This is a genomic window from Pantoea sp. Fr-CA_6 (assembly GCF_024520895.1).
In the GTDB taxonomy this organism is placed as follows: domain Bacteria; phylum Pseudomonadota; class Gammaproteobacteria; order Enterobacterales; family Enterobacteriaceae; genus Pantoea; species Pantoea agglomerans.
The window spans coordinates 280,396-306,594 of sequence record NZ_JALNPO010000006.1 but is presented as its reverse complement, the minus strand read 5'-3'; the positions used below and the strand labels follow the sequence as shown (position 1 = coordinate 306,594).

The window sequence follows — 26,199 nt, the reverse complement described above, 5'->3', positions numbered from 1 at the left end:
TCGCTGTGCTCGCCCCTTCAGGGCCGCCCTGACGGGCGTTCAGGTTGCTAAAGCAGCCTGTGTGAGCACTGCCCGGGACCAGAATGGCAAATAAAATAGCCTGACCCGTCAGGCGTACATTGCTGCAGTCAGTCTGGTCACGGACAGCGCGCAACAACCGGAGCGTACACGTAGTACGTGAGGATTACTCGCTGTGCTCGCCCCTTCAGGGCCGCCCTGACGGGCGTTCAGGTTGCTAAAGCAGCCTGTGTGAGCACTGCCCGGGGCCAGAATGGCAAATAAAATAGCCTGAAGTGGCGCTTAGCGACCGCCGCGGATCAATCCACCCAGCCCGCGACGCTCCATAAAGGTCGAGACCAGATGACGAACCTCGGTGGCGGTATGAGCATTCATCCCCTGCTCGCTGAGTTGCTGCGCTTCTTCGTGATCCAGATGGCGCAGCAGGTATTTCACCCGTGGTACGTTTTTGCCGTTCATGCTGAGATGGTGATACCCCAGCCCGACCAGCAGCGCCACGCACATTGGATCGCCGGCCATTTCACCACACAGGCACAATTCCAGATTGGCCAGACGGGCTTCCTGCGCAATCGTATTCAGTGCACGCAGCATCGCCGGATGCAGCGAGTCGTAGAGATTGGCCACGCGGGTGTTGTTGCGATCCACCGCCAGCAGATACTGGGTCAGATCGTTGGTGCCAACCGAGACAAAATCGACCCGTGACGCCAGATGCGGGATCATAAACAGCATTGACGGCACTTCAATCATGATGCCGATGCGCGGCGCGGGGATCGTATAGCCCAGCATCTCTTCGACTTCGCGTCCTGCGCGATCGATCAGCTTTTTCGCTTCGTCGATCTCATCGATATGGCTGATCATCGGCAGCAGAATACTGAGGTTGCCGGATGCGGCGTTAGCACGCAGCATCGCGCGCACCTGCACCAGGAAAATTTCCGGCTGGTCAAGCGTCAGGCGGATGCCGCGCCAGCCCAGACAGGGATTCTCTTCACTGATAGGCATGTAGGGTAGCTGTTTATCTGCCCCCACATCCAGGGTACGCAGCGTCACAGGCTTGTTGTGAAACAGCTGTAACATGCCCTGATACTGTGCCACCTGCTCCTCTTCCGACGGGAAGCCGTTCTGCAGCATAAACGGGATTTCGGTGCGGTAGAGACCGATGCCATCCACCCAGTTGCCCAGCGTCTGCTCATGCTCCGGGCTTAAGCCGGCATTCAGCATCACCTGCACGCGCTCGCCGCTTTTCAGCTCACCGGGCTGATCGACCACGCCTTCCGCCATTTTGCTCAGCGCATTCTCTTCGCTGATCAAACGCTGGTACTCCTGCACCAGCACCGGCTCGGGATCGATCAACAGCTCACCGCGATACCCATCGACGATCAGCAAACGTTTGTTGAGCTGATGAGGCTGGATGTCAGCGCCCATGACCGTCGGGATCCCCATCGCGCGCGTCAGAATCGCCGCATGGGAGTTGGCTGCGCCGTCACGCACCACTACGCCCGCCAGCCGCTCATGCGGCAGCTCAGCTAAAGTGGTGGCGGTCAGCTCATCGGCCACAAGCACAAAGCGTTCCGGCCAGGCATTGGTCCCGACCAGCGTATCGTCAAGGTGAAACAGCAGGCGCTGACCCAGCACCCGCAGATCGCCTGCGCGTTCACGCAGGTAGGTGTCCGTCAGGCTGGCAAACTGTTCAGCAAACTTCTCGATGACCTGTTTCACTGCCCATTCGGCGACCGATCCGCGTTCGATCTCATCGAACAGATCTTTTTTCAGTCGGGCATCGGTTAACAGGTGAGAGTAAAGGTCGAAAATGGCCGCACTCTCTTTCTGAGCGCTGGCGCTGAAGCGTTTACTGAAGCGACGAAATTCACTGGTGGCTTCACTCATGGCGAGCGACAGACGCTCACGTTCGCGATGAACATCCAGCGTTGAGGCAGCCGAAACCTGATCGAGCAGTGGCTGCGTCTCATCTACCCAGCCCGGTGCTACCGCCACGCCAGGCGCAGCTGCAATTGCGCGCACCCGCGTCTGCCGGAACTGACCAAATAGTTGAGCCATCTGCGACTGCGACAGCAATGCCGCCATCTGGGTGGCAAGGGTGACCAGAAACGACTCTTCGCTTTCATCAAACTGACGGTGCTCGCGCTGCTGCACCACCAGCACGCCCAGTAACTGGCGACGGCTGATAATCGGCACGCCGAGGAAGGAGCGGTAGCGCTCCTCTTTCACTGCGGGGATATATTTAAAGCTGGGATGACTCTGGGCGTCAGCAAGGTTAATCGGTTCGGCCAGACGGCCCACTAAACCGACGATCCCCTCGTCAAACGCCAGGGTCACGGTGCGGCCACGCGGTTTTTTAAGTCCGCGCGTCGCCATCAGGTAGTAGCAGTGACGATCGTGGTCGGCGAGGTAAACGGAACAGACTTCCGTATCCATCGCCAGACAGATCTCATTAACCAGGATGTCGAGTGCTTCATTGAGACGCGGCGCACTCGCCACTTTTTCTACAATTTCGCGCAACTGAGTGAGCATAAAGGGCGTGGCCTATCCTCTCTTACGTCGATGGGCAGGATTATTTCGCTGCCCCGCACTCTCCTGCATAGACATCACCACGCCAGCGAATTCCTTCATCACCCGACGATAAACGTCGCGCTTAAAGGAGACAACCTGACGCACCGGATACCAGAAACTGACCCAGCGCCAGCCATCGAACTCGGGCGTGCTGCTGTGCTGCACATTGATATCCGCGTCATTACACATTAACTGCAGAAGAAACCACTTTTGTTTCTGGCCGATACATACCGGCTTTGTGTCCCAACGCACCAAACGTTTTGGCAACTTGTAACGTAACCAGTTACGGGTAGAAGCAAGTATTCGAACATCTTTCCGGTGTAATCCGACTTCTTCGAACAGTTCGCGATACATCGCCTGTTCTGCGGTTTCACCGGGATTGATGCCTCCCTGAGGAAATTGCCAGGAGTGCTGTCCAAAGCGCCTGGCCCATAACACTTGTCCCTGCCGGTTACAGATTACGATACCAACATTCGGGCGGTAGCCATCATCATCGATCACCGGACTACCTCAAAGCAAAATTTGAATGAGCTGATTGTTTCACACTCCTTACAGGCGGTAAACCACTGGATTCATGGGGGGTTAAGCCATCATCGCCGGGATAACTCACAGAAAATGGCAAAGTTATAAACAATGACCGAGAAAAAGATCGATCTTATTCACCTTTTCTGTGGATAGCTTTGTGCAGAACGCGGGAGTTATCTGAATAACCTTTTCCGTGCGCGCTGAAGAGCCAAAATGAGCCAGCAACACATCCATCTGATTTTTAATGAAATTAAATCGAAAACCTTACCGGTAAATCTTTTATAAACAGTGAGTATTTTCATGGCAACTGACAATTGCTTAAAATATAAGCACACTGCTTTTTATCCACAGATAATCGCTCAGGGTTAGGCCAGAGCGGCGAAATTATGGCCAGATCGTGAAAAGTCAAGGCTGTAAATGGAACCAGTACCGCACTCAGACGGTGGTTATCCCATTTTTCTGTGGATAACCGGGCTGGAGATCCTGTTCATTGTTGCGGGTAAGCTGGGATAACCCTGAAGCACCTGGGGCGGCGAGCGTGCAATCCGCTAAAAAAAGCACGATCTATCATGTTATTATCGATCCCTGACGCGGATTATTTATGTGAGAAACGTGACTCACCCGCTGCTGTACAAATTTTAATCATTGCGAGTATTCACCATGAGTTACCAGCCAGGACCACCTGAAGATGAAGCCAGCCTGCTGGCACGCGCGCAGGATTTAGCCGGTTTAACCCTGGAAACCCTGGCCGCGCGCGCCGGTTTGCCCATGCCTGCGGATCTCAAACGTGATAAGGGCTGGGTTGGCATGCTGCTGGAGTGGCATCTTGGTGCCAGCGCAGGCAGCAAAGCGGAGCAGGACTTTGCCCATCTGGGTATCGAACTGAAAACCATCCCGATTGATGCGCAGGGTAAACCGCTGGAAACCACCTTTGTCTGCGTGGCACCTCTGACCGGCAACAGCGGCGTGACATGGCTCACCAGCCATGTGCGCCACAAGCTGGCGCGGGTATTGTGGATCCCGGTTGAAGGCGGGCGTGAGATTCCGCTGCGGGAACGCCGTGTCGGCGCGCCGCTGTTATGGAGCCCCGATGCGGAAGAAGATGAGATGCTGCGACAGGACTGGGAAGAGCTGATGGATATGATTGTGCTGGGTCGCGTAGAGCAGATTACCGCACGACATGGTGCCTGGCTGCAAATCCGGCCCAAAGCCGCCAATAGCAAAGCGCTGACAGAAGGAATCGGCGATCAGGGCCAGCCAATCATGACGCTGCCGCGCGGTTTCTACCTGAAGAAAAGCTTCACCGGGCCCCTGCTGGCGCGTCATTTTCTCCTCTGATTGTCGCCACCCGCGTTGATGTGTCGCAATTTTGTGGGAGATCGGCGAATTGAATGCGTATAATCGCCGTTTACTTTTCGTTTAGGATTAAATGTCGGTATGTTTGAGTGGATTTCCGATCCCAACGCCTGGCTGGCGCTGGGCACCCTGACCATCCTTGAGGTGGTGCTGGGTATTGATAACATCATTTTCCTGTCGCTGGTGGTCGCTAAACTGCCAAAACACCAGCAAGCCAGCGCACGTCGCATTGGTCTGATGGGCGCGATGCTAATGCGTCTTGGCCTGCTGGCTTCTATCGCGTGGGTAGCCCGTCTGACTAACCCGCTCTTTACGCTGATGGATCATGCGTTCTCAGCGCGCGATCTGATTCTGCTGTTCGGCGGACTGTTCCTGCTGTGGAAATCGAGCATGGAGATCCATGAAACGATTGAAGGCAGCGAAGGCGAACACAACACCCGCGTCCATTCCTTCCTGGGTGCGATTGTGCAGATCATGATGCTCGACATTATTTTCAGCCTCGACTCGGTGATCACGGCCATCGGCCTCTCCGATCATCTGTTCATTATGATGGCGGCGGTGGTTATTGCCGTGCTGATGATGATGTTCGCTGCGCGCGCGATCGGTGAGTTTGTTGACCGCCATCCGTCAGTGAAAATGCTGGCTCTCTCTTTCCTGATTCTGGTGGGTTTCACCCTGATCCTGGAGAGTTTTGCGGTCCACGTACCAAAAGGTTACATTTATTTCGCTATGTTCTTCTCAATGGCGGTTGAGTGTCTTAACCTGATGCGCAGTAAGAAAAAGCACGCCTGATAAAGTCAAGGGCGAGCCTGCTCGCCCGGTTATTTTCAGATTCATACGATTAACCCTGCCGGCAAAACCATTTATTACTACACTGTTTGCACTTGACCATTTGTGAGGATTAGGCGTGATGAAAGGGTTGGCAGGAGTAGCACTGGTGATGGTAACCGCCGCATTCTTAAGTGGATGCAGTTCTGATTATGTCATGGCGACCAAAGATGGCCGGATGATCATGACCGAAGGCAAGCCGAGCATTGATAAAGAGACCGGCCTGGTGGAGTACACTGACCAGACGGGTCATATGGTGCAGATTAACAGCGATGAGGTTTCTACGATCATTGAACGTTAAGTGCCCGATTTAATCACCTGCCACCGATTCCCGGCTGGCAGGTGATTTCCCCGACTTTTCCCCCTTCCTTCCCCGCCATTGCTCGCGCTATAGTCCCTGAGGACACAACATTCCATTCCATAAAGAAAAGGAAGCTGGCAATGCACTATCATCGTATTCCCCACAGCACGCTGGAAGTGAGTCAGCTGGGGTTGGGCACCATGACGTTTGGCGAACAGAACAGCGAAGCCGACGCCCATGCTCAACTGGATTTAGCTATCCGTTCCGGCATCAACTTTATTGATACTGCCGAGATGTATCCGGTGCCCCCGCGTCCGGAAACCCAGGGTCTGACCGAACAATATATTGGCAGCTGGCTTAAACAGCGCGGCAGCCGCGACAAAATCATTCTGGCCAGTAAAGTGGCCGGGCCTTCACGTGGCAATGATGCGTCGATTCGCCCGGATATGGCGCTGGACCGTAAAAATATCCGCGCAGCACTCGATGCCAGCCTGAAACGCCTGAATACTGACTACCTTGACCTCTACCAGCTGCACTGGCCACAGCGTCAGACCAACTATTTTGGCAAGCTCGGCTATCAGTACAGCGAAACCACCGCTCAGGTGACGCTGCTGGAGACGCTGGAAGCGCTGACCGAACAGGTGCGCGCTGGTAAGATCCGCTATATCGGGGTGTCGAACGAAACCGCGTGGGGCGTGATGCGCTATCTGCAGCTGGCGGAGAAGCATGAACTGCCGCGCATTATCAGCATTCAGAATCCTTACAGCCTGCTGAACCGCAGCTTTGAAGTGGGTCTGGCCGAAATCAGCCAGCATGAAGGCGTAGAGCTGCTGGCGTATTCCAGCCTGGCGTTTGGAACGCTGAGCGGCAAATACCTGAATGGCGCGCAGCCTGCGGGCGCACGCAACACGTTGTTCAGCCGCTTTACCCGCTACAGCGGCGAGCAGTCACAAAAGGCGATTGCCGAATATGTGGCACTGGCTCAGCAGCATCAGATTGACCCGTCGCAGATGGCCCTGGCCTATGTGCGTCAGCAGCCGTTTGTGGCCAGCACGCTGCTGGGCGCCACTACGCCTGAACAGTTGCAGATCAATATCGACAGCTTCAATCTGACCTTAAATGCAGAGATCCTGGAAGGCATTGAGGCGATCCACCGTCGTTATACCTATCCGGCTCCCTGAGCGTTCTGTTGCCAGCTGCCGCGATGGCGGCTGGCATCTCTTACAGATCGCGATAATAGAGTTTTACCGGCTTAGCGGGATACTCCAGCGCTTCGCCCTGTGGCAGCCAGCCATAACGTTCGTAGTAGCCCCCAAACGTTGACCATAACCACAGCCGTGGATAGCCCTGTGCCTGCGCATAGGCGATGACATGCTGCTGCAGTGCTTCACTGACACCTTTGCCGCGCACCGACTCATCAATATAGAGCGCCGCCAGCCAGGGGAAAAGATCCTGACGGCTGATCAGGTCGCAGCGCCAGAATCCCACCGTGCCGACTGCCCTGCCCGCCTCCACGGCAACGAAAGTCACCGGAAAATCAGCACCGATAAGGCTGCTGTTCACCACACTGGCAAAGAACGCCCGGCTGGTGGCTTCACCAAATGCGCGCCACTGCCAGTCGATGATCTGATCGGCAAATTGGGGGGCATCGCTGAGCGATACAATCTCAATCACATCAGTTTCCCCTGAAAGATCGGGACTGAATCAAACAGGTAGCCATCAAAGTCAGGCGCATCGGCGTCGGAAAGCTCCAGCAGCGTATTCTTGACGTTCTCAAGGTGCTGCCAGGTAGATTGCCAGGCCCCCATCACATCACGCCGACGCAGAGCGGCCAGGATAGTCTGGTGATCGCCAAGCCACTTCAGGCGATAGGCGCGGGTTTCAAACTGCGGGCGCAGCTGCTGCCAGAGCGGGCTACTGTCATGATGTCGCCAGATGCTGGTGACGGTATCGAGCAGCATCTGATTCTGACTGGCACCCGCCAGCAGCAGATGAAACAACTTGTCGTTGTCCTGACTGCTGTCGTTGGCGGCAATAGCACGCTGCTCCTGTTCCAGCGTTCGGCGCAGATTTTCAATGTCCGCTTTGGTCGCCATTTTTGCGGCAAAGGCTGCAATATTGCTCTCCAGCAACTGACGTGCCTGTAGCATTTCAAACGGGCCAACGTCGCTGCGGAAGAAGGCCTCTTCTTCATCATCACTGGCGGAAGGAATACGCATCACATAGACGCCGGAGCTCTGGCGGATATCCACCGTACCTTCCAGCTCCAGCATCAATAATGCCTCGCGCACGATGGTCCGGCTGACGCCCCAGGTTTCAGCCAGCTGACGTTCAGGCGGCAGGCGCGATCCCACCGGATAGTGCCCGTCACAGATCTGCTGACGCAGGTGCTGACCAATTTCCTGATACTGCTTTTTTTCTTGCGGCGCTTCGGCTTTGTCCACACTGTCACCCTTTGCAATCAATGCGCTAACGGCATTGCCGCGGTTCCCTGCGCGACAATGCCCGCGAACCGGAGAGGCTGGCTCGCAAACTGGGGCTCAGTGTATCAAAGCCAGCGCCTGATCGAGTACCTTTGCACCATTCAGCGTGCCGTAAGCAACCGTATCGATCACCGCGATGGGCAACTGATAGCTGTCGGTGAGTTTTCTGTTCTCCTCCAGTTTGAAGCGCACCTGTGGCCCCAGCAGCACAACCACCACCTCGTTGCCGTAGTTTTGCAGCTCTTCACGCAGATTTTGCTCCGGAATGGCGTAGATCTGAAATGCCAGTCCGCGAGCGGCAGCCTCCTTTTCCATCCGCGTCACCACCATTGAGGTCGACATGCCCGCAGCACAGGCCAGAACAATTCGTTTCATGCTCGTTTCCTCGCGTTATTTTGGCTCATCATCAAGCCACAGGGTAAATTGCTGCGTGTCGCGCAGCGTACGGAACCAGTGGGCAGATTTCTTCATACGGCGTTGACGCTGCTTATCTAAGTCGATTTCGATAAGACCATAGCGATTTTTAAAGGCATTCATTGGCGAGACATTGTCGGTAAACGCCCACAGCATGTAGCCCTGACAGTTAATACCCGCCTGACTGGCGCGTATCGCCTGATGCAGGTGCTCGCTGATAAACGCGATGCGGTAATCGTCCTGAATCTCCCCGTCGGCATTTTTGAACTGCGCTTCGTTCTCAATTCCCATACCGCTTTCCGCCACAAACCACGGGATATTGCCGTACTCATCGCGCATCCGCTGCGCCATATCCCAGATAATTTCAGGCTGAATTTCCCAGCCGCGCGAAGGGTTCATCCGCCGCCCCGGCAGTTCAAAGTGTTCGTAATACCAGGCGGGATGAAAGGGAGTCTCGGGATGCCAGGCGCGGGACGGTGCCTTGACGCGATGCGGATAGTAGAGATTAAGCCCGACTTCATCGACGGTATTGGCGGCAATAATCGCCAGCTCTTCCGGGGTGGTTTCCCACTCAATCTGATGCTTATCAAGCAGCGCCAGCAGCTCCGCCGGATACTCGCCTTTAATGGCGGGATCGAGAAACACCCGGTTGTAGAACAGGTCATAAATATGCGCCGCCTTCTGGTCGTGCGGGGCTGACGATCGCGGATAGGTGACTTCCGGATTGAGTATGGTACCAATGCGACCAGCATAGCCTGCCGCGCGGAACAGCTGCACTACCCGGGCGGTAGCAAGATTCTTGTGGTGGTTCCACTGCATCCATTTATGGGTGTTCTGCTCATAAGGCCAGCGCAGCGCGTCGAGATAGACGCGGGTCTGCACCACAATCGGCTCGTTAAACACAAACCAGCGCGTGACCCGACCGGCATAGCGTTTAAACACCTGTTCGACATAACGGATAAAGAGTTCAACGACATGCTTTGACTGCCAGCCGCCATACTGGTCCAGCAGCGTGGCGGGCAGCTCGTAATGCTCCAGACAGAGCATCAGTTCAATGCCCTGGCGCTGCATTTCATCAATCAGCCGGTCATAGTAAGCCGCGTACTCCTCATCGACCGTAGCGGTTTCGTAATCGATCAGGAAACGCGACCAGTTGATCGAAGTGCGGTAGTGGGTCAGCCCGCTGGCCTTCATCAGCGCCACATCCTCACTAAAGCGGTTGATAAAGTCGGTGGCAACTGCCGGGCCGTAGCCGTTGTGCCAGACGTGACGATCCTGCTGATACCAGGCGTCAGGCCAGGAGTCATGCCCCGCTTTTTTTCCGCTCCAGCCTTCCGTCTGCCAGGCGGAGGCAGCAGCTCCCAGAATGAAATTCTCAGGTATATGGACAGTCTGACGACTCATAACACCTCCGTTCGGTTGGGGTTCAGCTCAGGTTGCAGGCTCTTTGCTTCCGCTGCTTCTGCTGCATCCGCGCGGCGGGCTGCGACTTTCACAAATGGCAGATAGATAAGTACTGACACCAGAATGCAGACGATCTGCGTCACCACCGCACCCATCGATCCGGCCGTTGACAGCCAGGCATTGATAATCGGAGGCGTGGTCCAGGGCACCATCACCACGGCTTTCCCGGCAAATCCCATCACCGTAGCGAAGTAACCGATAGAACCTGTCACTAGCGGTGTGATGATGAAAGGGATAGCCAGGATCGGGTTAAGCATAATCGGCATACCAAATATAACCGGCTCGTTGATATTGAAAATGCCTGGCCCGAACGACAGTTTGGCGATTTCACGCATCTCTTTGCGTCGCGTTGCCAGCATCACGGCGGTGAGCAGCCCGATGGTCAGGCCGGAACCGCCGATGCTCATATAAACATCCCAGAACGGCATGGTGATGATGTTCGGTGCCTCTTTTCCCTGCTCAAAAGCGGTCATGTTGACCATAATCGCGCCCAGCAACAGCGGCTCACGGATCGGCTTCACCATCTGATTGCCGTGAATACCAATCACCCAGAACAGCTGGGCAACGAACATCAGAATCAGAATGCCCCACAGGCTCTGCACCACCGACTCCAGCGGCTGCTGCACCACCTGGTATACCGCGTCGTAAAGGTACATGCCGGTGACGCGATGGAAGATAAAGCCAAAGGTCGCTATCAGCGTCACGGTGATGATTGAGGGGATGAGCGCAGAGAAAGAGGCGGCCACGTTGGGCGGCACCGTGTCGGGCATTTTGATTTTCAGCCGTTCAACCTGTTCGAGGCGGCAGTAAATCTCTACCGACAGAATGGCGATAAACATGCCGAGAAACAGGCTTTTGGTATCGGAGAATTGTTTGGCCAGCACGTCGGTGACCAGGTGCATCTGCCCATCGACCATCATCTGTAAGGTGGTTGGCGTCACGGATACAAAGCAGATGATCGCCAGCAGGCCGGGAAACAGCGTTTTTATACCGTTGATGCGCCCAAGCTCAATACCAATCAGGAACACCGCACCAATGTTGAGAAAGCTGAGCGTGGCGTAATTGATACTGCTGGTGATGGGCTTGAGGTCAGCTAAAAAAGCCAGGGCGGCAAAGCTGGCAAGGCCATTTTTGCTGTCCAGCACCATGTTAGAGATCAATACCGAGAAGGCGCCAACAATGATCACCGGCATCAGAGTAATGAATGAGGCTTTAATCGCCATGATGTAGCGATAACTGTTAAAGCGGGTGGCAAAGCTGCCCAGGGAATCGATAAGGCGGTCCTGTAGAGACATGATCAACCCTCAGAGATGTAAGATCGGTATTCCTGTAATCGTCGTGGTCTTCCCTGTTAGTGGCATACCAAAATGACGAATCTCCTCGGTTTTTTCTGTGACGAACCTCCCGGAAACGCTTATTGGCATTCCAGTATGATTAAAACGGCCAATTTGGCATACCAATAGCGGAGGCGTTATGGATTACGAACAGACCATGATGGAATTGCTGATCAATGCAGGGGAAGCCCGTTCGTCGGCGATGATGGCGATTCAGTGTGCGCGCAAACGCGACTGGACCGGGGCTGACGCGGCGCTGGCAGCTTCAGATACCGCGGCAAAAGCGGCACATAAAATTCAGACCGCGTTGATTGGTGCAGACGAGGGAAGCGGAAAATTGCCGGTCACGCTGATTCTGGTGCATGCGCAGGATCATCTGATGAATGCAATGCTGTGCCGCGAGCTGGCAGAGGAGCTGGTCATGCTGCGCAAAGAGATCTATGGCTGACAGGCGGCGCGCCGGCCGCCCGGGTGAGGTGATTAGCTGATTTCCAGTGCCAGTAGCGACTCAATAGTCTGCGCGCGGCGGATCTCGCGCGGCTGGCCCTGCTCAAACAGCACTTCCGGGATTAGCGGACGGCTGTTGTAGTTAGAAGACATGGATGCACCGTAAGCACCGGTGTCGTGGAACACCAGGTAATCGCCAACCTTTGCCGCCGGAATCGCGCGTGGTTCGACCATGCCGCCCTCCAGCTGGGTAAAAACATCACCCGATTCGCACAGCGGGCCAGCGACCACGGTGTCGATAGTCTGCTGCTCATCAATGGCCCGCTCATCGCCCGCCATCAGCGAGATATGGTGATAGCTGCCATACATGGAGGGACGCATCAGGTCACTGAAACCGGCATCGACCAGGACGAAGTGACGGCTGCCCATCGACTTAACCGCCCGAACCTGAGAGACCAGCACACCGGCCTCGGCCACCAGGAAACGGCCCGGTTCGATCTCCAGCTTTATCGCGTGACCCAGATGCTGGGCAATACGCTGCCGTGCTGCATCCCACAGGCCGAAATAGTGATCGGTATCGATCGCCTCTTCGCCATAGCGATAAGGCACAGAGAGGCCGCCGCCCGCAGAGATCGCGGTCAGATCCTGACCCGACGCCATCACCAGTTCAACCATCGCATCACAGACCTGCTGCAGATGCGCATAATCGACGCCAGAGCCGATATGCATATGAATGCCCACCAGCTGCAAGCCGTGCTGTTTAATCGCCGCCAGCGCCTCGGCTAAATCGGCATGCCAGATCCCGTGCTTGCTGTTTTCGCCACCGGTATTGGTTTTCTTACTGTGGCCGTGACCAAAACCAGGATTGACCCGCAGCCACACCGCATGTCCCGGTGAGACCGCGCCGAGCTGATGCAGCATATCGATCGATCCGGCATTAACCGGCACCTTTAACGCGGTCACCCGCTCCAGTGTCGGCTGATCGAACAGATCCGCGGTAAAGACGATCTCATCACCGCCAGGCTGGTAACCCGCGGCCAGCGCACGTTCGATCTCACCCAGCGATACCGAGTCCACTTTCACGCCTGCTGCGCGCATCAGGCGCAGGATATGCGTATTCGAGCAGGCCTTCTGCGCAAAGCGCACCACATCAAATGCCTGCAGCTGGGCAATACGCGCCTGAATAATCTGCGCATCATAAGCCCAGAATGGCCCGGTGTAGCGGCGTGCCAGCGGCAGCAGGTTAGCGGCGCTGAGTGCGGTTTCGGTACTCTGTAAGGAACGTGGCATGGCAATTCTCCTGTGGCAATAGCTGCATTAAGCCAGAATCGTGTCATAGCGAAAAATATCTGTTTTAATAGCATCTATGCAGAATGGATATAGGAAGGGTGCGTGGCGAACATTAACTGGCGGCATATCGAGATTTTTCATGCGGTGATGACTAGCGGCAATCTGACTCAGGCCGCGACACTGCTGCACACCTCACAGCCGACGGTGAGCCGGGAGCTGGCACGCCTGGAGCAGCAGCTGGGATTAGAGTTGTTCGGACGGGTTCGTGGTCGCCTGCAACCGACGGTGCAGGGATTGCGTCTTTTCGAAGAGGTGCAGCGATCCTGGTACGGACTGGATCGCATCATGGAAGCGGCTGAAGGGCTGCGCCAGTTCCGTCAGGGTGAGCTGTCGATCGCCTGCCTGCCCGTTTTTTCGCAGTCGCTGCTGCCACCACTGTGTCAGCCCTTTTTACAGCGCTACCCGGATGTGAGCCTGAATGTGATTCCGCAGGAGTCGCCGCTGCTGGAGGAGTGGCTGTCAGCACAGCGCTACGATATCGGCTTAACCGAAACCCAGCACGCTCCGGCCGGCACTGACCGTCTCGCCCTGCTCACCTGCGATGAAGTGTGTGTATTGCCTCAGCATCACCCTCTGAGTCAGCGTTCAGAGCTGACGCCGCACGATTTTGCGGGCGAACAGTATGTGAGCCTGTCGCGCAGTGACAGCTATCGTCAGTTGCTGGATGCGCTGTTTCATGAGCAGGGCGTCGAGCGGCGGCTGGTGATGGAGACGCACAGTGCCGCTTCAGTGTGCGCCATGGTCAGAGCGGGCGTGGGCATTTCAATTGTGAATCCGCTGACGGCGCTGGATTACGCCGACAGCGGTGTGGTGATGCGTAAGTTCAGCGTGGCGGTTCCGTTTACCGTCAGCCTGGTGAGGCCGCAGCACCGCCCTGCATCGGCGCTGGTCGATGCCTTTGTCAGCCATCTGCAACGGCAGGTGGCTGACTTTCCGGCACGCATCGCCGCCCGCCTGGCTTAAGCGCGAACCCTGGCGGCTGCGCGGCCCGATTTGCGGAAGGTGATCAGACAGATCAGCAGGCCGATTGCCGCCAGCGCAGCGGCAGCAACCGGCACCGCCGTCAGGCCATATCCACGGCCAATCACCGCACCGCCGACCCAGGCACCCAGCGCATTGCCCACGTTAAACGCCGAAATGTTCAGGGTTGAGACCAGGTTAGGCGCCTCTTTGCCGTGCCGTACCACGTTGATCTGCAGACCCGGCACCGTCGCAAAGGTCGCCATCGCCCACAGGAACAGGGTGATCTCCGCCAGCCACAGCGCATGGCTGGTCCAGCTGAACAGCAGCGAGAAGATGGCGATCAGTGAGAAGCTGAGGATCAGGCTAAAGGAGACTTTCCAGTCGGCCAGTTTGCCGCCAAGAATGTTACCGACCGTCAGGCCTGCGCCAATCAGGAACAGCGTCCAGCTGACGCCGCGATCGCTGATGCCCGTCACCTCTAGCAGCAGCGGCGCAATGTAGCTGAACAGCGCAAACATCGCCGCGGCAAAGAACACCGTCATCAGCAGCGACAGCCACAGTTTCCCGTTGGCCAGTGCACCAATTTCACTCGCCAGGTGAACCGGCTTTTCCTGTTTATTGTTGGGCAGACTCACGATCAGGGCGATAAACGCCAGCACGCCAATCACTGCCACGCCCCAGAAGGTGGCTCGCCAGCCAAACATCTGTCCGAAACTGGTTCCCAGCGGAACGCCCAGCACGTTGGCTAAGGTCAGTCCGGTGAACATCAGTGCGACAGCGGAAGCCTGGCGACCGGCTGGCACCAGACTGGCGGCGACCACCGCGCCAATACCGAAGAAGGCACCGTGACAAAGCGCGGTGACGATGCGTGCCAGCATCAGCAGGTTATAGTTGTAAGCCAGCGCACACAGCAGGTTGCCGACAATAAATATCACCATCAGCAGAATCAGCGTTTTTTTACGCGGCAGCCTGGCGGTAAGCAGCGCCATAATCGGCGCACCTATCGCCACGCCCAGCGCGTAACCGCTGATCAGCCAGCCCGCCGACGGAATCGACACCTGAAGGTCACGCGCCACCTCCGGCAGCAATCCCATAATGACAAACTCAGTGGTTCCGATGGCGAACGCACTCAACGCCAGCGCCATTAATGCTACAGGCATAACACTCTCCCAATATCATTTGCAGGTGAACTGCACAGACGCGCAGCCCCTCGACGCTTATTAAAATTTGATCTGCGTCACGGTGAGCATTACAGCACAGTGCTGATGCGCGACATAGCCTGCGCGCAGCAAAGGATTATTGCCGGGGCCGCAATAATCCTGCCGCTTTGCCGGAACAAATGGCTTTGTCAGCCTGCTGGCTAAGCCCATTAAAGCGCACATGACCCAGGGTCAGGTTGTCATTTCCCGCGAACCCGTTACGCTTTTTAGTGCGTATTTAATTAATAAATCCTTAACGTTGCCGATATATCCCTAATCAATTGCCAGGTGATGTGATCAACTTCTGACGCAGGGAGAGAGAATGCAACGACTCATAGCCTTAATGGTGTTTGGCTTAACCGGCTGCTCGGTGGGTCATTATGAGTACAGTAAAGAAGCTGAAAAACGGGTGGATATGACCGTGACCGGCATTCCCACCGTGCTGGGTTTAGGCACGCTCGGTACCACCATCCCACTGACGCCGGAGTACAGCCTGACCGCCGCACATGTGGCAAAGTTTTCGCTTTACCGGGTCAAAGCCTGGCATCCGCAATGCGATCTGGCCGTGGTCTACCACAAAAACAGCGAAATGAACCTGCCACCCAACTTTCGTAACAGCCACATCGGCGATCAGGTCAATCTCTACGGCTACAGTTTTATTTCGGCCATGCCGGTCAGTTCCAGCGGGCAGAACCTGATCAATACCACGCTGGCGAACAGCTGGAACAAATCAGACTGCGTCGTGGTGGCGGCGAATGCGGGGGTGGTTAAAGGGATGTCAGGCGGCGCAGTCTATAACGCCTCTGATGATACGCTGGCGGGCGTGATTATTGGCTACAGCAATAACATCAACGACAATATCAGCGGTAAGACACTCTATAAGAACGTTGCGCTCTATGTGCCTTACTCGCGATTTCAGACATGGCTGGATCAGGCGATTAAATCCTGATATCTGCTGAACGAACAGATGTAAAAAAGGCCGGAATTTCCGGCCTTAAGCTTGGTGACAAAGTCGGGCCTGGTTCGCTGTAAGACCGAGCCTGCACAGGTAACACGGTCAGATCGGAAAGACGCAAAAACTGTCATCCATGACCGCTCGGCCCACGCGATTACGCACCTCATCCCTGAGGTGCGCCCGTAGCCCGGGCCAACGCTTTGCGTTGTTCAAAAACGCTCCCGGCGTTTTTGTCCATTCGCGGGACGCTTTCCTCTTCTGACCGTGTTCCCTGTGCCGTGAGTTTATCAGTTGCTGCCAAATTCACTCTGATTCGGCTTTGTCATCACGCTGTCAGGCCTGAAGATCAGGCCTGACAGCGACTCATAACGATTACTTGCTGCCTGGGCGCAGTGCCGGGAACAGAATCACATCGCGGATAGTGTGGCTGTTGGTAAACAGCATCACCATACGGTCAATACCGATACCCAGACCGGCGGTTGGCGGCAGACCGTGCTCCAGTGCGGTGACATAGTCTTCGTCGTAGAACATCGCTTCGTCGTCGCCAGCATCTTTGGCATTCACCTGCTGCAGGAAACGCTCAGCCTGATCTTCCGCATCGTTCAGCTCGGAGAAGCCGTTACCGATTTCACGACCGCCAATGAAGAACTCAAAGCGATCGGTGATTTCCGGGTTCTCGTCGTTACGACGGGCCAGCGGAGAGACTTCAGCCGGATATTCGGTGATGAAGGTCGGCTGAATCAGATGCGCTTCTGCGGTCTCTTCGAAGATTTCGGTTACGACACGGCCCAGACCCCAGCTTTTCTCAACCTTGATGTGCAGTGATTGAGCAATCGCCACCGCTTTATCAAAGTCTTCCAGATCGGCCAGATCCGTTTCCGGACGGTATTTCTTGATCGCTTCACGCATGGTCAGTTTTTCAAACGGCTTACCGAAATCAAACTCCTGCTCGCCGTAAGGCACCACGGTGCTGCCCAGCACATCCTGCGCCAGCGTACGGAACAGGCTTTCGGTCAGCTCGATCAGATCTTTGTAATCCGCATAAGCCATATAGAGTTCCATCATGGTGAACTCTGGGTTATGACGTGGCGAAATACCTTCGTTGCGGAAGTTACGGTTGATCTCGAACACGCGATCGAATCCGCCCACCACCAGACGCTTCAGATAAAGCTCTGGAGCGATACGCAGATACATGTCGATATCCAGCGCATTGTGATGGGTGATGAACGGACGCGCTGACGCGCCGCCAGGGATCACCTGCATCATCGGGGTTTCCACTTCCATAAAGTCGCGGCCCACCATGAACTGGCGAATGCCGGCCATGATCTGCGAACGAATTCTGAAGGTGTTACGCGACTCCTCGTTGGCGATGAGATCAAGGTAACGCTGACGGTAGCGCGTTTCCTGATCGGCCAGGCCGTGGAACTTGTCCGGCAGCGGACGCAGTGCTTTGGTCAGCAGGCGCAGTTCAGAACAGTGAATCGACAGTTCGCCGGTTTTGGTTTTGAACAGTTTGCCGCGCGCGCCCAGAATATCGCCGAGATCCCACTTTTTGAACTGCTCGTTGTAGATGCCTTCAGCCAGATCGTCACGCGAGACGTAAAGCTGAATCCGGCCACCCACATCCTGCAGGGTCACGAAAGAGGCTTTACCCATAATACGACGGGTCATCATACGTCCGGCGACGCTGACTTCGATGCCGAGATCTTCAAGCTCTTCGTTGCTCTTCTCGCCATAGCTCTCATGCAGCTGGTTTGAGAGGCTGTCACGACGAAAATCGTTAGGAAACGCCACGCCATTTGCACGCAGCACGCTCAGCTTTTCGCGACGCGCTTTCAGTTCGTTATTTAACTCAACGGCGGCATCAGCGCTCTGCGGTTGTTGTTCAGACATGTCGGTTCCTTATAACCCTGCTTTTAAACTAGCTTCAATGAATCGATCCAGGTCGCCGTCCAGCACCGCCTGGGTGTTACGCGTCTCTACGCCGGTGCGCAGATCTTTGATGCGTGCATCATCGAGAACGTAAGAACGGATCTGACTTCCCCAGCCGATGTCGGACTTGTTGTCCTCCAGCGCCTGTTTCTCAGCGTTTTTCTTCTGCATCTCAAGCTCGTACAGCTTCGCTTTCATCTGCTTCATCGCCTGATCTTTGTTCTTGTGCTGAGAACGGTCATTCTGACACTGGGTGACGGTACCGGTTGGAATATGGGTAATACGTACCGCAGATTCCGTCCGGTTAACGTGCTGGCCGCCTGCCCCTGACGCACGATAGACGTCAATGCGCAGATCGGCTGGGTTGATGTCGATATCAATATCGTCATCCACTTCCGGATAGATAAAGGCTGAGCTGAAGGAGGTGTGACGACGGCCGCCGGAGTCAAACGGGCTCTTACGCACCAGGCGATGCACGCCCGTTTCTGTACGTAACCAGCCAAAGGCGTAGTCGCCTGACACGCGAATGGTCACAGATTTAATGCCTGCAACTTCACCTTCAGACTCTTCGATAATTTCGGTTTTGAAGCCTTTGGCTTCAGCCCAACGCAGATACATACGCATCAGCATGCTGGCCCAGTCCTGCGCTTCGGTGCCGCCGGAACCCGCCTGCAGATCGATGTAGCAGTCGGCGCTGTCATACTCGCCAGAGAACATGCGGCGGAATTCCAGCTCGCCCAGCTTGCCCTCAAGGACATCCAGCTCGGCAACCGCTTCGTCGAAAGTCTCTTCGTCTTCCGCTTCTACCGCCAGTTCAAGCAGACCCTGCACATCTTCCAGGCCCTGCGACATCTGATCCAGCGTCTGCACGATCGCTTCCAGCGAGGAGCGCTCTTTGCCCAGCGCCTGAGCACGCTCAGGTTCGTTCCAGACATCGGGCTGTTCCAGCTCGGCGTTTACTTCTTCGAGGCGTTCTTTCTTGGCATCGTAGTCAAAGATACCCCCGAAGAACGTCGCTGCGCTCACTGAGGTCCTGAATACGGTTTTTGACCGGGTTGATTTCAAACATGGCTTTAGCGTCTTTCTTATGTTCGATGGGACAGGAAATTTAACGCACAAGTTTACCCGAAACTGGCGGCAGTTTGTAGCGCTGAGACAGCGGGCTGATGCCGGGGCGGCGTGACGCGTTGCATTTGCTTATCGGGCTGCGACGACAACCGCTCGCACCGCAGGTTAACGCAGGGAAAAAACAGGCTGACGCGCCTCTGCCGTGACCGGAGACGCGCGCGCCTTAGAAAAATCAAAGCGGCCAGATATGGTCAATGATCAGCTGTACCGAGCGGTTACCACGATACTCATTGATATCCAGCTTATAGGCCAGTTCGACCTGGCGAATGCTGCTGTCGGGCCACAGGGTGGTATCGACATTAAAGGCGATCCCGTCGATCAGCGGACCGCCATCCAGCGGTTCGACCATCACTTTCAGATGTCGCTCGCCCACCAGCCGCTGTTGCAGCAGCTTAAATTTGCCGTCAAAAGCGGGTTCCGGGAACGCCTGGCCCCAGGGCCCCGCTTCGCGCAGCATCTCAGCGGTCTGCAGCGAAAACTCCTGCGGCTGCAACGCGCCATCTGACCAGATGATGCCCTGCAGAGATTCGCCATCCAGCCACTCACCGACCAGCTCGGCAAAGCGCTGACGAAACTCCTCGTAGCGTACGGTTTCCAGTGATAAGCCTGCCGCCATGGCATGACCGCCAAACTTCAGCATCAGGCCGGGATTCAGCGTATCCAGACGCTCCAGCGCGTCGCGCAGATGCAGACCGGCAATTGAGCGGCCAGAGCCTTTCAGCGTGCCGTCGCCCGCCGGAGCAAAGGCAATCACCGGACGATGGAAACGCTCTTTCAGACGGGAGGCGAGGATCCCCACCACCCCCTGATGCCATTCGGGATGATAAAAAGCCAGCCCCAGCGGCAGATCGCGCTGCTCACGTTCCAGCGCCTGACACAGCGCCAGCGCTTCGCTCTGCATGCCCTGCTCTATCTCTTTGCGCGTCTGGTTCAGCGCGTCCAGCTCACTGGCTAACATCCGTGCCTGACTGAGATCCTCAGTCATTAACAGCGCCACGCCCACCGACATATCGTCGAGCCGGCCTGCGGCATTGAGCCGTGGCCCCAGCGCAAAGCCGAGATCGCTGGCCGCCATCTGACGCGCATCGCGATTAGCAATCTCCAGCAGCGCCCGGATGCCTGGCCGGCATTTTCCAGCCCGGATGCGGCTGAGTCCCTGCCACACCAGAATGCGGTTGTTGACGTCGAGCGGCACCACGTCGGCAACCGTGCCGAGCGCCACCAGATCCAGCATCTCTGCAAGATTGGGTTCAGTGCGGGTGGCACCAAACCAGCCCTGGGTGCGCAGATGGGCGCGCAGCGCCAGCATCAGATAGAACGCAACGCCCACGCCCGCCAGTGCACGTGAGGGAAAGTTGCAGTCCGGCAGATTGGGATTAACGATCGCCTCAGCGGCCGGTAAGGTCTCGCCCGGCAGGTGGTGGTCGGTAATCAGTACCGGAATCCCGTGCTGATGGGCACATTCAACGCCGGCGTGGGAGGAGATGCCGTTGTCGACGGTCAGGATCATCGCCGCGCCGCGCGCCCGCGCCTGCTCAACCACTTCAGGGCTGAGGCCATAACCATCTTCAAAGCGGTTAGGCACCAGATACTGCACGTTGCCGCCGCCCATGCTGCGCAGCGCCATGACCGTCAGCGCGGTACTGGTCGCGCCATCGGCATCAAAGTCGCCCACCACCATAATGCGACGCCCATCCAGCAGCGCCTGATGCAGCAGTTCCACTGCGCTCTCAATCCCGCTTAAGGACTGGTACGGCAGCAGGTTTTTCGCCCCGCGCTCCAGCTCTGCCGCGTCGCGCACGCCGCGTTGCAGATAGAGTCGTTTCAGCAGCGGCGGCAGCGTCGCCGGAAGCGCATCGTCAACCGTCACCTCACGGCGACGGAGTTCCACATCCTGTTTTACCACCGATTAACCACCACGCTTCTGATTGTCCAGCACCTGCTTCAGCTCCTGCGGCGACTGATAACCTGGGATCATCATGCCGCTGTCAGTCAGCATCGCGGGCGTGCCCTGAATGCCGAACAGCACGCCAAGTTTATAGTGCTGGGCAATATCGATTTTGCAGCTGTCTGGTGCGGCCATCTTCGGCGCATTGCCTTTCATCGCCTCATCAAACGCTTTATTGCGGTCGGCGCTGCACCAGATCGCTTTCATCGCTGGCTCAATCTGACCATTCAGCCCTTCACGCGGAAACGCCAGGTAGCGCACGGTGATGCCCAGCGCATTGTAGTCCGCCATCTGCTCGTGCAGCTTGTGACAGTAGCCACAGGTGATGTCGGTGAAGACCGTGATCACGTGCTGCTCTTTAGGCGCTTTGTAGACGATCATCTCCGGCACCAGCGCCTCGACTTTTTTGTCCAGCAGCTGGTTGGTGACGTTGACCGGCTGTTTGCCGCTGACGTCATAGAGCGGGCCCTGGATCATATGTTTGCCGTCGTCGGTCACGTAAAGCACGCCGCTTTCTGACAGCACGGTTTTAAAACCCGGCAGCGGTGACGGGCTGATCTCCGTCTGGTTCAGACCGAGCTTTTTAAGTGATTGCTGAATGGCGCTGTCATCGGCCTGTGCGAGACCGGAAAAGGCGCTGGCTAAAAGAGCCAGCATGGCAAAATGCTTGTTCATTTTTGTCCTTATCGCCGCGGTTCAGGCCCGCGGATGGTGTTGTTGATGCAACTGACGCAGGCGCTCAGTGGCGACGTGCGTATAAATTTGGGTGGTGGAGAGATCGCTGTGTCCCAGCAGCATCTGTACGACACGCAGATCGGCACCGTGGTTCAGCAGATGGGTCGCAAAGGCATGGCGCATCACATGCGGTGATAACTTTTCGCTGTCGATCCCCGCCAGCGTGGCGTAATGCTTGATGCGATGCCAGAAGGTCTGGCGCGTCATCTGCTGCGCCCGATTACTGGGAAACATCACGTCCAGCGTCTGACCGTTGAGCAGCCACGGACGACCATGTTCCATATATTGCTCCAGCCAGTAAACCGCTTCTTCACCTAAAGGCACCAGCCGCTCTTTATCCCCTTTACCGATAACCCGGACAACGCCCTGGCGCAGGCTGATGTCGCTGAGCGTCAGGCCAATCAGTTCGGAGACGCGCAGGCCCGTGGCGTAGAGCAGCTCCAGCATCGCTTTGTCGCGCAGCTCCAGCGGGATATCGATATTCGGCGCCTGCAACAGTCGCTCGACCTGCGCCTCACTAAGATCTTTCGGTAAACGCTGCGGCAGTTTTGGTGCTGACAACAGCGCGCTGGGATCGTCCGGGCGCAGCTTTTCGCGGTAAAGATACTGGAACAGGCGACGCATGGCGCTGAGCAGCCGCGCTGAGCTGGTCGCCTTGTAGCCTCCCTCCAGCCGTTCAGCCAGAAACTGCTGCAGATCCAGCGGCGCCACGCTAAGCAGCGTCAGCTGATGATGCGCCAGCCATCCGGTCAGCGTCTGGAGGTCCTGGCGATAAGAGGAGAGAGTGTTCTGCGCCAGATTGCGTTCAATCCAGAGCGCATCAAGAAACTGTTCTGTCAGATCGCTGTCCTGCACGTTATCTCCGCCGTCTGGTGTAAAATCATGCTCATTATGCCTGATTCAGCAGCGCTTCTGGTACAATTGCGCCAAAGTCAGTATTTACAGAGTGTTATCTGCATGAAAATCGGTCTTTTTTACGGTTCTAGTACCTGTTACACCGAAATCGTAGCGGAGAAAATTCGCGATTTTATTGGCGAAGAGTTAGTGACGCTACATAACGTGAAAGATGACGACCCGCGCCTGATGGAGCAGTACGATTTGCTGATCATGGGCATCCCGACCTGGGATTTCGGTGAGTTGCAGGAGGACTGGGAGGCGATCTGGCCGCAGTTGCCCGCGCTGAATCTGCAAAACAAGATTGTCGCACTGTATGGCATGGGCGATCAGATTGGCTATGGCGAGTGGTTTTTAGATGCGCTCGGCATGCTGCACGATTTGCTGCAGCCGATGGGAGTACGTTTTGTTGGCTACTGGCCGCTTGAAGGCTATGAGTTCACCAGCCCGAAACCGCTGAGTGCAGATGGCTCGCAGTTTGTGGGTCTGGCGCTTGATGATGTGAATCAGTTCGAGGTCACCGATGAGCGCGTTGAGCAGTGGTGCGAGCAGGTGTTAACCGAAACCGCAGGACTGCTCTGACGGCCCTTCTGCCGGTGTCGAACCGTAGCCTGAACAGGTAAGCGGCTTTAATCGCTCTTGCCTGTCATTATCGAACCGCAGTGCAGGCAGATGAACGGCTTCAGACGCTCTTGCCTGCACTGCTGCCATTAATGCCGCGCCGGGCTGAAGCAACAGGCGCGTAACGCCCGCCATTCGCCAGGCTGCATATTGTCCTGCATCAGCCACCAGCGCAGCGTGGCACCTTGTTCGCTCTTCGCCACCAGCAGCACGCCAACGGGTAACCAGCGAAGTGGCTGAGTTGGCCGCCAGCGTTTTCCCTGCCAGATCCAGCAATGGACGCTTTCCCGCTGTAACGTACCGTGCCGTTGAATCAATCGCCAAACGCTGCGCCAGCCCTCAGCCAGCAACAGCAGAATAATCGGCGCTTTAACCAGCCAGCCGCCTGCAGGCAGCGTCATCAGCACCACGCCAGTCAAGGCTGCTATCAGCCAGGCGCAGACTAAACCGCACGCCAGGCGAGAGGGCCGTAGCTTACATTGCCACCGGGCCGCGAGCATGGTTACGCTGCTGGATCAGGTTCACCATCCGCTTAAGCTCCGGATCCTTTGGCTCACCGTGATTCATCAGCCAGTTAAACAGATCGGGATCGTCACTCTTTAGCAAATCCACAAAGACCTGCTTATCGGTGTCGCTCAGCGTCTCATACTCAAATTTGAAGAACGGCATAATAGCCACATCCAGTTCCAGCATGCCGCGACGGCAGGCCCACTGAATGCGTGATTTATCATTAATATCCATGCATCAATTTCCACAATTCACAACGTGGCGCCTAGTGTAACCTGGTTTAATGCGGCTCGCAGGCGCAGCGTCGCATGCTGTGCAACCTGCCACATTTCAGGCTGGATCTTTTCAGGGTTATCGCGCCTTTTGTGCGCCGTTTTCCGTAAACAGGTTGCATTGCCAGTCGGCTCTTTTAACATTGAAGATATTATTCCGGATGAACCTTCTTATACAGGATATCTCCATGCCCACATTTACTTTACCGCCGCGCCAGCCTGCCGCGTCGTCTCGTCTGCCGTTAACCCTGATGTCACTGGATAGCTGGGCGCTGGTTTCTATTACTGGTGCCGACAGCACCTCTTACCTGCAGGGTCAGTTAACGCTGGATGTCGCCGCGCTGGATGCCGACCACCATTCGCTCGCCGCACACTGCGATGCTAAAGGCAAAATGTGGAGCAATATGCGCCTGTTCCATCGCGGTGAAGGCTATGCTTATCTGATCCGTCGTGAGCTGCGCGACACCCAGCTGCCCGAGTTAAAGAAATACGCCGTGTTTTCGAAAGTGTCGATGGTGGCTGATGATGAGTCAGTATTGCTGGGCGTGGCCGGTTTCCAGGCGCGCGCCGCGCTGGAAAATCTGTTTGATAGCCTGCCCGACAGCGAAAAACCGGTGGTGCAGCAGGGAGAAACCACGCTGCTGTGGTTTGCCCATCCGGCCGAACGTTTTCTGATTGTCACTTCGCTGGCCCAGGCAGAAGCGCTGAAGCAGAAGCTCAATGACGATGCACAGTTCAATGACAGTCAGCAGTGGCTGGCGCTGGATATTGAAGCGGGCATTCCGGTGATCGATCCCGCCACCAGCGTGCAGTTTATTCCGCAGGCCACCAACCTGCAGGCGCTGGATGCTATCAGCTTTAAAAAAGGGTGTTATGCCGGTCAGGAGATGGTGGCCCGGGCGAAATATCGTGGCGCCAATAAACGCGCGCTCTACTGGCTGGCGGGTCAGGCAAGTCATCTGCCCGAAGCCAATGCCCCGCTGGAGTTGCAGATGGGTGAACGCTGGCGTCGAACCGGCAGCGTGCTGGCTGCGGTGCAATTAGATGACGGGATTAGCTGGATTCAGGTCGTGATGAATAACGATCTGGAGCCGGACAGCGTGCTGCGGGTGGAAGGCGATGAAGGCGGACATCTGACCATTCAGCCACTGCCCTACTCGCTGGATGAAAGCTGATTGAGCGTATGGCCCTTCCGCTAAGGGAAGGGCCAGTGCCACAATTCAGAGCAGGCTCAATTTAGCGCACATAAAAGTAGATAGCGCAGAAGTGACAGAGACTGCCGCCCAGCACGAACAGATGCCAGATGGCGTGATTAAACGGAATGCGGCGCGCCACATAGAAAATCACCCCCAGCGAATAGATAATCCCGCCTGCGGCAAGCAGCCAGATGCAGCCCGGCGGCAGGATCATCGCCAGCTGATAAACCACAATCAGCGACAGCCACCCCATACAGAGATAGGTCACCAGCGACAGCGCTTTAAAGCGATGCGCAATCGTGAGCTTGAACAGGATACCGGCCAGCGCCAGCCCCCAGATCACCGCCATTAATCCATACGCCAGCGGCGTCCTCAGCGCGACCAGCAGAAACGGCGTATAGGTGCCGGCAATCAGCAGATAGATGGCGCAATGATCGAACTTTTTCAGCCAGGGTCTGGCCGGGCCAGCCGGAATAGCGTGATAGAGCGTCGAGGCCAGAAACAGCAGGATCATGCTGCCACCATAGAGGCTGTAACTGATAAAAGTGATGGTGTCGGCCTGCCTCTCCGTTGCCTGATTGAGCATCAGTATCAGTCCGACGATGCCGAACAGGCAGCCAAGACCGTGACTGATACTGTTGGCAATTTCCTCGACAAACGAATAGCCCGCAGCGTGTTGATGTTTGTGAGAGAGTGTGGGGGTCATAACAGATTCCTGATCAGCTCCATAGCAGTGATATCGTTATCCAGCGTAGCCAACA

The 26,199-nt window shown here is 56.3% G+C and carries 26 protein-coding genes; 9 read left to right on the top strand and 17 right to left on the bottom strand.

What is annotated here, in order from left to right; translation table 11 throughout:
• Positions 1-300 precede the first annotated feature (300 nt).
• Together ptsP and rppH are read right to left on the bottom strand one after the other, a co-directional pair.
• A complete protein-coding gene (ptsP, locus tag NR201_RS13710; protein WP_010248647.1) occupies positions 301-2,547 on the bottom strand; it encodes a phosphoenolpyruvate--protein phosphotransferase in 2,247 nt (748 codons plus the stop codon).
• A gap of 12 nt (positions 2,548-2,559) precedes the next feature.
• A complete protein-coding gene (rppH, locus tag NR201_RS13705; protein WP_009087042.1) occupies positions 2,560-3,087 on the bottom strand; it encodes an RNA pyrophosphohydrolase in 528 nt (175 codons plus the stop codon).
• A 684-nt stretch (positions 3,088-3,771) separates the two neighbouring features.
• Here rppH and mutH point away from each other — a divergent pair.
• From mutH to NR201_RS13685, 4 genes are all read left to right on the top strand, one after another.
• A complete protein-coding gene (gene mutH, locus NR201_RS13700; protein WP_010248652.1) occupies positions 3,772-4,449 on the top strand; it encodes a DNA mismatch repair endonuclease MutH in 678 nt (225 codons plus the stop codon).
• Positions 4,450-4,548: 99 nt separating this feature from the next.
• Positions 4,549-5,259 carry a TerC family protein gene (locus NR201_RS13695; RefSeq protein WP_010248654.1) on the top strand — a complete coding sequence of 237 codons (711 nt, stop codon included), beginning with the start codon at positions 4,549-4,551 and terminating at the stop codon, positions 5,257-5,259.
• A gap of 118 nt (positions 5,260-5,377) precedes the next feature.
• Positions 5,378-5,596 (top strand): YgdI/YgdR family lipoprotein, encoded by a 219-nt coding sequence (locus tag NR201_RS13690; protein WP_003853956.1) that lies wholly within the window; start codon positions 5,378-5,380, stop codon positions 5,594-5,596.
• Between the two features lie 140 nt (positions 5,597-5,736).
• Positions 5,737-6,777 carry an NADP(H)-dependent aldo-keto reductase gene (locus NR201_RS13685; protein ID WP_010248659.1) on the top strand — a complete coding sequence of 347 codons (1,041 nt, stop codon included), beginning with the start codon at positions 5,737-5,739 and terminating at the stop codon, positions 6,775-6,777.
• Positions 6,778-6,817: 40 nt separating this feature from the next.
• Here the strand turns inward: NR201_RS13685 and NR201_RS13680 are convergent, their stop codons facing one another.
• The 5 genes from NR201_RS13680 to NR201_RS13660 all read right to left on the bottom strand — a co-directional run bounded on the left by NR201_RS13680 (position 6,818) and on the right by NR201_RS13660 (position 11,252).
• On the bottom strand, positions 6,818-7,270 hold the full coding sequence (locus NR201_RS13680; protein ID WP_022623821.1) for a GNAT family N-acetyltransferase: 453 nt from the start codon (positions 7,268-7,270) through the stop codon (positions 6,818-6,820).
• Positions 7,267-8,040 carry an FCD domain-containing protein gene (locus NR201_RS13675; protein ID WP_010248663.1) on the bottom strand — a complete coding sequence of 258 codons (774 nt, stop codon included), beginning with the start codon at positions 8,038-8,040 and terminating at the stop codon, positions 7,267-7,269. The genes NR201_RS13680 and NR201_RS13675 overlap by 4 nt, the downstream gene beginning before the upstream one ends.
• 96 nt (positions 8,041-8,136) lie before the next feature.
• Complete coding sequence (locus NR201_RS13670) at positions 8,137-8,454, bottom strand: PTS sugar transporter subunit IIB (protein ID WP_010248665.1); 318 nt, start codon at positions 8,452-8,454, stop codon at positions 8,137-8,139.
• 15 nt (positions 8,455-8,469) lie between these two features.
• A complete protein-coding gene (locus NR201_RS13665) occupies positions 8,470-9,897 on the bottom strand; it encodes a glycoside hydrolase family 1 protein (protein WP_256849856.1) in 1,428 nt (475 codons plus the stop codon).
• Entirely contained in the window at positions 9,894-11,252 is a 1,359-nt protein-coding gene (locus tag NR201_RS13660) for a PTS sugar transporter subunit IIC (RefSeq protein ID WP_010248669.1), read from the bottom strand. The genes NR201_RS13665 and NR201_RS13660 overlap by 4 nt, the downstream gene beginning before the upstream one ends.
• 178 nt (positions 11,253-11,430) lie before the next feature.
• Here NR201_RS13660 and NR201_RS13655 point away from each other — a divergent pair, with 178 nt between their 5' ends.
• Positions 11,431-11,739 carry a PTS lactose/cellobiose transporter subunit IIA gene (locus NR201_RS13655; RefSeq protein ID WP_010671044.1) on the top strand — a complete coding sequence of 103 codons (309 nt, stop codon included), beginning with the start codon at positions 11,431-11,433 and terminating at the stop codon, positions 11,737-11,739.
• A gap of 32 nt (positions 11,740-11,771) precedes the next feature.
• Here NR201_RS13655 and lysA read toward each other — a convergent pair whose 3' ends face one another.
• Entirely contained in the window at positions 11,772-13,028 is a 1,257-nt protein-coding gene (gene lysA / locus NR201_RS13650) for a diaminopimelate decarboxylase (protein WP_256849855.1), read from the bottom strand.
• Between the two features lie 102 nt (positions 13,029-13,130).
• On the opposite strand from lysA, the gene NR201_RS13645 reads away from it, so the two are divergent.
• Complete coding sequence (locus NR201_RS13645; RefSeq protein ID WP_010248675.1) at positions 13,131-14,051, top strand: LysR family transcriptional regulator; 921 nt, start codon at positions 13,131-13,133, stop codon at positions 14,049-14,051.
• On the opposite strand, the gene NR201_RS13640 is transcribed toward NR201_RS13645, so the two are convergent.
• Positions 14,048-15,211, bottom strand: a complete 1,164-nt coding sequence (locus NR201_RS13640) for an MFS transporter (RefSeq protein ID WP_010248677.1) — start codon at positions 15,209-15,211, stop codon at positions 14,048-14,050. The genes NR201_RS13645 and NR201_RS13640 overlap by 4 nt on opposite strands.
• 361 nt (positions 15,212-15,572) lie before the next feature.
• Here NR201_RS13640 and NR201_RS13635 point away from each other — a divergent pair, with 361 nt between their 5' ends.
• Positions 15,573-16,199 carry a serine protease gene (locus NR201_RS13635; protein WP_031291943.1) on the top strand — a complete coding sequence of 209 codons (627 nt, stop codon included), beginning with the start codon at positions 15,573-15,575 and terminating at the stop codon, positions 16,197-16,199.
• 378 nt (positions 16,200-16,577) lie between these two features.
• Here NR201_RS13635 and lysS read toward each other — a convergent pair whose 3' ends face one another.
• The 5 genes from lysS to xerD form a co-directional block, all read right to left on the bottom strand.
• Positions 16,578-18,098 (bottom strand): lysine--tRNA ligase, encoded by a 1,521-nt coding sequence (lysS, locus tag NR201_RS13630; protein WP_010248682.1) that lies wholly within the window; start codon positions 18,096-18,098, stop codon positions 16,578-16,580.
• Between the two features lie 9 nt (positions 18,099-18,107).
• A protein-coding gene (prfB, locus tag NR201_RS13625; RefSeq protein ID WP_099257461.1) for a peptide chain release factor 2 occupies positions 18,108-19,206 on the bottom strand; the annotation gives its coding sequence in 2 pieces (ribosomal slippage) (positions 18,108-19,130 and positions 19,132-19,206; 1,098 coding nt in all).
• Positions 19,207-19,437: 231 nt separating this feature from the next.
• Complete coding sequence (recJ, locus tag NR201_RS13620; protein ID WP_256849854.1) at positions 19,438-21,171, bottom strand: single-stranded-DNA-specific exonuclease RecJ; 1,734 nt, start codon at positions 21,169-21,171, stop codon at positions 19,438-19,440.
• Between the two features lie 3 nt (positions 21,172-21,174).
• Positions 21,175-21,888 (bottom strand): bifunctional protein-disulfide isomerase/oxidoreductase DsbC, encoded by a 714-nt coding sequence (gene dsbC / locus NR201_RS13615; RefSeq protein ID WP_010671049.1) that lies wholly within the window; start codon positions 21,886-21,888, stop codon positions 21,175-21,177.
• A 21-nt stretch (positions 21,889-21,909) separates the two neighbouring features.
• Positions 21,910-22,803, bottom strand: a complete 894-nt coding sequence (gene xerD / locus NR201_RS13610) for a site-specific tyrosine recombinase XerD (protein WP_010248689.1) — start codon at positions 22,801-22,803, stop codon at positions 21,910-21,912.
• 102 nt (positions 22,804-22,905) lie between these two features.
• Here xerD and fldB point away from each other — a divergent pair, with 102 nt between their 5' ends.
• Positions 22,906-23,424 (top strand): flavodoxin FldB, encoded by a 519-nt coding sequence (gene fldB / locus NR201_RS13605; RefSeq protein WP_010248777.1) that lies wholly within the window; start codon positions 22,906-22,908, stop codon positions 23,422-23,424.
• 128 nt (positions 23,425-23,552) lie between these two features.
• On the opposite strand, the gene NR201_RS13600 is transcribed toward fldB, so the two are convergent.
• Positions 23,553-23,963, bottom strand: a complete 411-nt coding sequence (locus tag NR201_RS13600) for a protein YgfX (RefSeq protein ID WP_256849853.1) — start codon at positions 23,961-23,963, stop codon at positions 23,553-23,555.
• Positions 23,938-24,204 carry an FAD assembly factor SdhE gene (sdhE, locus tag NR201_RS13595; protein WP_010248781.1) on the bottom strand — a complete coding sequence of 89 codons (267 nt, stop codon included), beginning with the start codon at positions 24,202-24,204 and terminating at the stop codon, positions 23,938-23,940. The genes NR201_RS13600 and sdhE overlap by 26 nt, the downstream gene beginning before the upstream one ends.
• Positions 24,205-24,430: 226 nt before the next feature.
• Between sdhE and ygfZ the strand changes: the two genes are divergently transcribed.
• Positions 24,431-25,417 carry a tRNA-modifying protein YgfZ gene (gene ygfZ, locus NR201_RS13590; protein ID WP_033758720.1) on the top strand — a complete coding sequence of 329 codons (987 nt, stop codon included), beginning with the start codon at positions 24,431-24,433 and terminating at the stop codon, positions 25,415-25,417.
• A gap of 61 nt (positions 25,418-25,478) precedes the next feature.
• On the opposite strand, the gene NR201_RS13585 is transcribed toward ygfZ, so the two are convergent.
• The gene (locus NR201_RS13585) at positions 25,479-26,144 is read right to left on the bottom strand and encodes a hemolysin III family protein (protein WP_132499420.1); all 666 of its coding nucleotides are present in this window, start codon (positions 26,142-26,144) and stop codon (positions 25,479-25,481) included.
• Between the last annotated feature and the right edge of the window lie 55 nt (positions 26,145-26,199).